The organism is Geosporobacter subterraneus DSM 17957, from assembly GCF_900142145.1.
GTDB lineage: Bacteria > Bacillota > Clostridia > Peptostreptococcales > Thermotaleaceae > Geosporobacter > Geosporobacter subterraneus.
The window spans coordinates 59134-65133 of the sequence record NZ_FQZV01000021.1 but is presented as its reverse complement, the minus strand read 5'-3'; the positions used below and the strand labels follow the sequence as shown (position 1 = coordinate 65133).

Here is a 6000-nt window from a genome sequence, read left to right as displayed (position 1 = left end):
AAACCCGTGAAGAAGCTAAAATAGCCATTATTAATTATATAGAAACCTGGTATAACTGTAAAAGAAGTCATAGCAGCTTAGATTATATGTCACCTATGGAATATGAACTGCATCATAGTCAAGGCAAGGATTTAGCAGCCTAAAAGATGGTTTAAAGAAATAGTTATATAAGCAATATCTCATTACAAGCACTAAATGGTAAATTTATCTATTTTAAGGAATAAATTACATAATACAATCTATTATAATACCTAAATTTGTAGGATAAATAAGATATTCTAAGAAAACAAAAGCAAAGAACCTTTATTCGTGTCCAGCTAGGTTATACCACTCCAACATTGAAACCACCCTTGGAACATACACCCATTCAACTGAAAAAATGGCTGAACAGTCAGTTGAAATATTTGAAAATGCAGTTAATCATAATTTGCCTACCAAATAAAAAATCCGTTGGCAAATGGTAGGCAAATCAACAAGGATTGATATTTTTATTACTCAAAAGCCTTGATTTTACTGGTAAGTAAGCAAACACATTCTGTATGCACAGTATGAGGAAACATATCCATACACTTTACCTTTTTTACCCGATATCCTGCCTGTTGGATATCTTTTAAATTTTCCGCCAGGCTTTTCGGGTTACAGGAAACATAGATCATCTCCGAAGCCCTGTAATCTAATATCTTTTTTAACGCCTTCGGGTGAATGCCCACTCTTGGAGGATCTAATATAATAATATCCGGTTTTTCCCTTAGTTCATCAATTTTTTCCAATACATCTCCTGCTATGAATTCACAGTTATTGAGACCATTCTGTCTGGCATTTTCATTAGCTGCTGCCACCGCTTCCTCTACGATATCAATACCGATAACCTTTTTAGCTTTTTTTGCTGCAATCTGGCCAATGGTTCCCGTTCCACAATATAAATCAAATACGATTTTATTTGCAGCATCTCCCATAAAATCCATCACCATACTGTATAGCTTTTCTGCTCCTATGGAGTTGGTTTGAAAAAAGGAGAAAGCAGAAATCTTGAAGCGCAGTCCTAATATTTCCTCTGTAAAATAATCTTGTCCCCAGAGAATATCGGTACGATCACTAACCACCACATCTGATATCCCGTCGTTAAATGTGTGCAAGAATCCCACCAGCTTGCCATCATAGACTTGATCTCTCAGCAGTTTAACCAGTTCTGTCATATCCACCTGCTGCTGTGTGGAAGTTACAAGATTGATCAGTATCTCGCCCGTCTTTTTTGCCTTTCTTACTACAAGGTGTCTAAGATAGCCTAAATGCGTCTTGTTGTTGTATAGAGGCACTTTTTTCTCCCGAAAATAGTTTAATATAGTGCGTAGAATCAGGTTAAAGTCTTCATCCGCAATGCGACAGCGGTCAACCGTCACTACATCATGAAACTTGCCTTTTTTGTGCATTCCTAAAGTTATCTCTCCGCCTTTTTCTTCGTCCCCAAAGGAATACTCCATCTTGTTTCGATAAGCGAATACTTCCGGACTTCCCTCTATGCCTAAGAATTCATAGTTTTCGATTTTTGCTTCTTCCAGCAGCTTATGCACAAGGCCTGCTTTCATCTTTAGTTGAGCCGCATAGGGCAAGGTCTGGTGGGCACAGCCCCCGCAGCTTCCAAAGTGGGCACAGAAGGATTGGATTTCTTCCGTGGCTCTTTCAACTACCTCCATTAGCTTTCCTTCTGCATAATCTTCCTTCACCTTACTGATATTTACACGAACCAGCTGACCTGGCACAGTGTTTTTCACGACCAGCTTTTTCCCGTCAATATAGGCAATTCCCTTGGATGGAAATTCTAAATCTTCTATTCTTGCCTCTACAATATCCCGTTTTTTTATCATTGCTCCATCCCTCCTTAAATCTATATAAACTCATCATAGAGTATACTGATGCTTTTTTCTACCATCGCAAACCCTTTGGATAGTGGTTTTTCAAAATAGATTTTACCAGTTTGCCCCATCCAATGGAATAGCCCTCAACACAGACCAGATTCCAGCCATCCATTCCATTGGCTTCTATCGTTTCACCCTTTAAATAGGCATTCATTTCCTTTGATTCTGCTGGCAGGGATATTATCTGTCTGGCTTCAGAAGCATTTAAACTTAAGGCTAAGGCATGAGAGGGCTCAAATCTGTTTTTCTTGAGTGTTCCTAAGTGCCAGCCTGGTCTAAGAACCCTCAGTTGCTCTAAGGAAACCTCCAATTCAGGTAAATCGTAAAGGTTTTCGCCAAACTGGATAAAAGTACCCTCAGGCACCTGCTGCAAGTAGTTTTTTCCAAAATCAAAATAATCCTGCATACTATTTTTATCCAAAGACTTTACCTTTCCCTTATTCTTCTTTGGCAGCTCTCCATCATGTTTTTCTAACACTGCAAGAAAATGTCCCTCTCCCCGCAGTCGGTGGGGCCAGAGCCTTAATGCTTTTTTCAAAGACTGACTTCCTTCTGCGGTCCATTCAACCCGCCCCGATTCAAATCCCTCATAGGCTTTCACTTTTACTAAAGAGAGTTCCTTGTGTTCTCTTAAAAACTGCTCAATCACCCGTTCATTCTCATCTGGAGAAAAGGTACAGGTAGAGTAGACCAGTTGTCCTTGAGGCCGAAGCATTTTTGCAGCAAAGCTCAGGATCTCTATTTGCCGTACTGCACAGGCTGCCACATTTTCCATGCTCCATTCCTGACAAGCATCCGGGTCTTTTCTAAACATGCCCTCTCCCGAGCAAGGAGCATCTACCAGTATTTTATCAAAATAAGCAATGAACCGCTGCGCCAAGTGCTGGGGCTCCTCATTGGTCACAATGCAGTTGCGGATTCCCATTCGCTCTACATTTTGAGACAGGATTTTAGCTCTAACCGGATGAATTTCGTTAGACACCAAAAGCCCTTTTCCCTGGAGCATCGCAGCGATATGGGTTGACTTACCTCCGGGAGCCGCACATAAATCCAGCACTCTGTCCCCTGGCTTGGGGTCCAGTATTGTCCCCACTGCCATGGCACTGGGTTCCTGTATATAGTATAAACCCGCCTCGTGGTAAGGATGTTTTCCCGGCCTATCCCCTTCTTCATAATAAAAGCCCTCCGGACACCATGGAACCGACTCTAAATGAAATGGATTTATCCTTAGAAAACTGTTCACATCAATCTTAAGGGTATTGATTCTCAGGCCTTGGGTTCTTTTCTCCTCATAGCTCTTTGCCAATGCTTCATATTCTTGCCCCATCAGGGCTTTCATCTTTGTTATAAAATCCTCTGGTAACTGTATCACACCATCACCCCGTTTTTGAAGCTGCTTTCATAATACTATTATCTCCATATCCTGCGAAATTGACTATCTTTATTTTGTTTTGTTCTGCTTAAACATAATTTAAGGCCGAGTAATGCTACCCGACCTGTGCAACCTCTTCAAAACTTTCAATATATCGATCTGCAAGAGAACAAATTTCTTCTTTGTACTCTAATGAAGAAGCATCGGCAATAGCAATAACCTTCATCCCCGCCCTTTTCGCTGCCAATACACCCGCATAGGTATCCTCAAAAACCAAACAAGCTTCCGGTTTTGCATTTAGATCTTCTGCAACCTTTAGGAAAATATCCGGATGAGGTTTACCTTTTTCAACCTCACAGGAAGTCCTTATAGAATGAAAAAACGGCAATATATTATGCTTCTCGATGACTCTTTGGGCCAAATCCTTGGCGTTGCTCGTACCAATGCCCATTTTAATGTTCATACGGCGAAGCGTTGAAAGAAAGGTCCATACACCTTCTTTTAGCGGAATCTGATTTGCATAAAAATCCTCTGCCATTCCCATCCACTCTTTTTTGATCTCGTCAAGATCTTCAGTGAGCTGAAATCGGTCCTTAAAATATTGAGCTGTTTCAGTGAAACTCATACCTTCAATGGTCTTTTGCAAATCCTCCGGCAGTTCAATGCCCCTTTTTTCCAGGTAGTCAATATCAATCTGCTTCCAGATCCACATGGAATCCACTAAGGTTCCGTCCAGATCAAAAATCACTGCTTCAATATCTTTAATCATGATACATCTCCAATCTAAATTTCGATTCTTTTCACTTGAATTATAGATTATCATAATCATCCATGTCTTTCAATGGATTTGCAGAATATTTCAGCCAGAATGAACTGCTAGTGCAAAATATAAAGTGACTTCATTAACGAAGTCACTTTATCAAAAGTCCATATTCTTTAATTTTTCTGCTCTTAATGATGCTCGTTCCAATAAGGCGTCTTTATTAACAATAATTCTTTCGTGGGAACCTCTGCCGATTACACCAATTTCATCGTAGGCAGTCATTTCAAACAAAATCTTAACACCGTCGAAACCCTTCACTTCAACTTTCACACTTACTGTAGCCCCAATCCCTGTTGGTTTCTCATGTACAATTTCCATGGCCCTACCGACAGTAATCATTCCCTCTGGCAGCTTGTGATCTACTATGTTGACAGCTGCTTCAATCATCAGTGCCACAAGGGAAGGCGTTGCCAATAGGGTTTCAAGTTTTCCGCTACCGTAATTAAGGGCTGTGTCTTCCTCTACAATCTTTTTTTGGATCGTTATAGACGTACCAATTTCAATGCTAGGAATTTCTATCATACCATCGCCCCCTTTATTGTTATATTATATATGTACCATGAAATTGTCTCATTATTCAATATTCTTTAAAAAGCTTTTTCCGTCTGTTAAAGGTTTGCAAAAATTTCATGTATATTCCCATCCGGATCTGCAAAAAAGGCGGTTCTTTGATTCCATGGCATATCCTTGGGCGCTTGTATCGGAGCAGCCCCCCTTGCAATTAGCTGAAAATAGGATTCATCCACATCACCGGGAGATCCACAGGGAAAAGCCAGTTCAAAGGCTTGTCCTACTGCTTGCTTTCTAAATTCTTCAGAGTACTCATACATAACTTCCCGCATACAGATAGCAAATCGAACTCCGTCGTTTTCAAACTCTACATAGTTTCCAAGATCATTTTTAATTTTAAATCCCAGAACTTCATTATAGAATTCTTTCATCCTTTCAATTTCATCGGTCCAGATTGTGACTAAACTAATTTTAGGTTGCATAACATTCCCTGCCTTTGTTTTTAGTACTACGAAAATATACTTTCCAGCATAAATATCTATTTCTCTACTTCCACATTCTTTCCTCCAAAACACTAATAGAAGGATAAGCAAATAATGTGGCGCCATTATTTTTAAAGAAGATATTCTTCTATAATAATATTTATCGATTCAGCATGGGTGTTACCTTTAAACATAAAATTAATATTAATGCCATTATCATAGCTATAATCAATCATTTCAATATCATCCATATTGATTATTCCGTACTGTGCTTGTAGTTCATGCTCTAATTTCAAAATCATTTTATTGGAATGTATTCTTATTTTAGCATCACAGCAAATAATCTCTTCATGCTCCTTTACTTTCAAGCGGCATATACAAGATTTCCCTTCTAGGCTGCTAAATATGTTGCTTTTATAACACAAAACAAAATTCCCCTTCCAATCATTGCTTATTAGACCTATTCCTTAATTCTTTACATAATCAGAAACCAGCAGCGCTAAACTAGGTATATGAACCAAATAGTAAATCAACAATAAGAGCACCCCGACTATGAGCACACCCGATATATTGTCAACCATATCATCTGCTAAGTCATAAATACAAATCATTTTTTCACTTAAAGTCATAGCATGCTTTCTAAAATCAGGTATTATGTTATCTCTTTCCTTGAGCATATTCTCTTCCCCCATACCTATTATTCCTCAGGAACATGCTCCTGAAAGCTAATTAGGTCAAGTATATAGGATCCCCCCATTCTAACGATCCCGTTTACTTTGTGTCTAACATAATTATATTTCTTCAATAAATTAATTCTTTCTATAACCTCAATCCATAATTAATGCCTGTCATAATGGATAATAAGCATACATTCAGTGAATGCTGCACTATATCAGT

At 39.0% G+C, this 6000-nt stretch carries 8 protein-coding genes; 1 reads left to right on the top strand and 7 read right to left on the bottom strand.

Features of this window, described 5'->3' with window-relative positions; translation table 11 throughout:
- A partial coding sequence (locus BUB56_RS09285) for an IS3 family transposase (protein ID WP_190014367.1) occupies positions 1-143 on the top strand: 143 nt, incomplete at its 5' end.
- Positions 144-491: 348 nt separating this feature from the next.
- On the opposite strand, the gene rlmD is transcribed toward BUB56_RS09285, so the two are convergent.
- The 7 genes from rlmD to BUB56_RS09245 all read right to left on the bottom strand — a co-directional run bounded on the left by rlmD (position 492) and on the right by BUB56_RS09245 (position 5780).
- The gene (gene rlmD, locus BUB56_RS09275) at positions 492-1865 is read right to left on the bottom strand and encodes a 23S rRNA (uracil(1939)-C(5))-methyltransferase RlmD (RefSeq protein ID WP_190014364.1); all 1374 of its coding nucleotides are present in this window, start codon (positions 1863-1865) and stop codon (positions 492-494) included.
- 58 nt (positions 1866-1923) lie between these two features.
- Complete coding sequence (locus BUB56_RS09270) at positions 1924-3288, bottom strand: RsmF rRNA methyltransferase first C-terminal domain-containing protein (protein WP_207650421.1); 1365 nt, start codon at positions 3286-3288, stop codon at positions 1924-1926.
- A gap of 115 nt (positions 3289-3403) precedes the next feature.
- Positions 3404-4057 carry an HAD family hydrolase gene (locus BUB56_RS09265; RefSeq protein ID WP_110941033.1) on the bottom strand — a complete coding sequence of 218 codons (654 nt, stop codon included), beginning with the start codon at positions 4055-4057 and terminating at the stop codon, positions 3404-3406.
- Positions 4058-4207: 150 nt separating this feature from the next.
- Positions 4208-4633, bottom strand: coding sequence for a thioesterase family protein (locus tag BUB56_RS09260; protein WP_110941032.1), 426 nt, complete (start codon positions 4631-4633; stop codon positions 4208-4210).
- An 86-nt stretch (positions 4634-4719) separates the two neighbouring features.
- Entirely contained in the window at positions 4720-5103 is a 384-nt protein-coding gene (locus BUB56_RS09255; protein WP_110941031.1) for a VOC family protein, read from the bottom strand.
- Between the two features lie 131 nt (positions 5104-5234).
- Positions 5235-5528, bottom strand: a complete 294-nt coding sequence (locus BUB56_RS09250; protein ID WP_110941030.1) for a hypothetical protein — start codon at positions 5526-5528, stop codon at positions 5235-5237.
- Positions 5529-5570: 42 nt separating this feature from the next.
- A complete protein-coding gene (locus tag BUB56_RS09245; protein ID WP_110941029.1) occupies positions 5571-5780 on the bottom strand; it encodes a hypothetical protein in 210 nt (69 codons plus the stop codon).
- Positions 5781-6000: the final 220 nt, after the last annotated feature.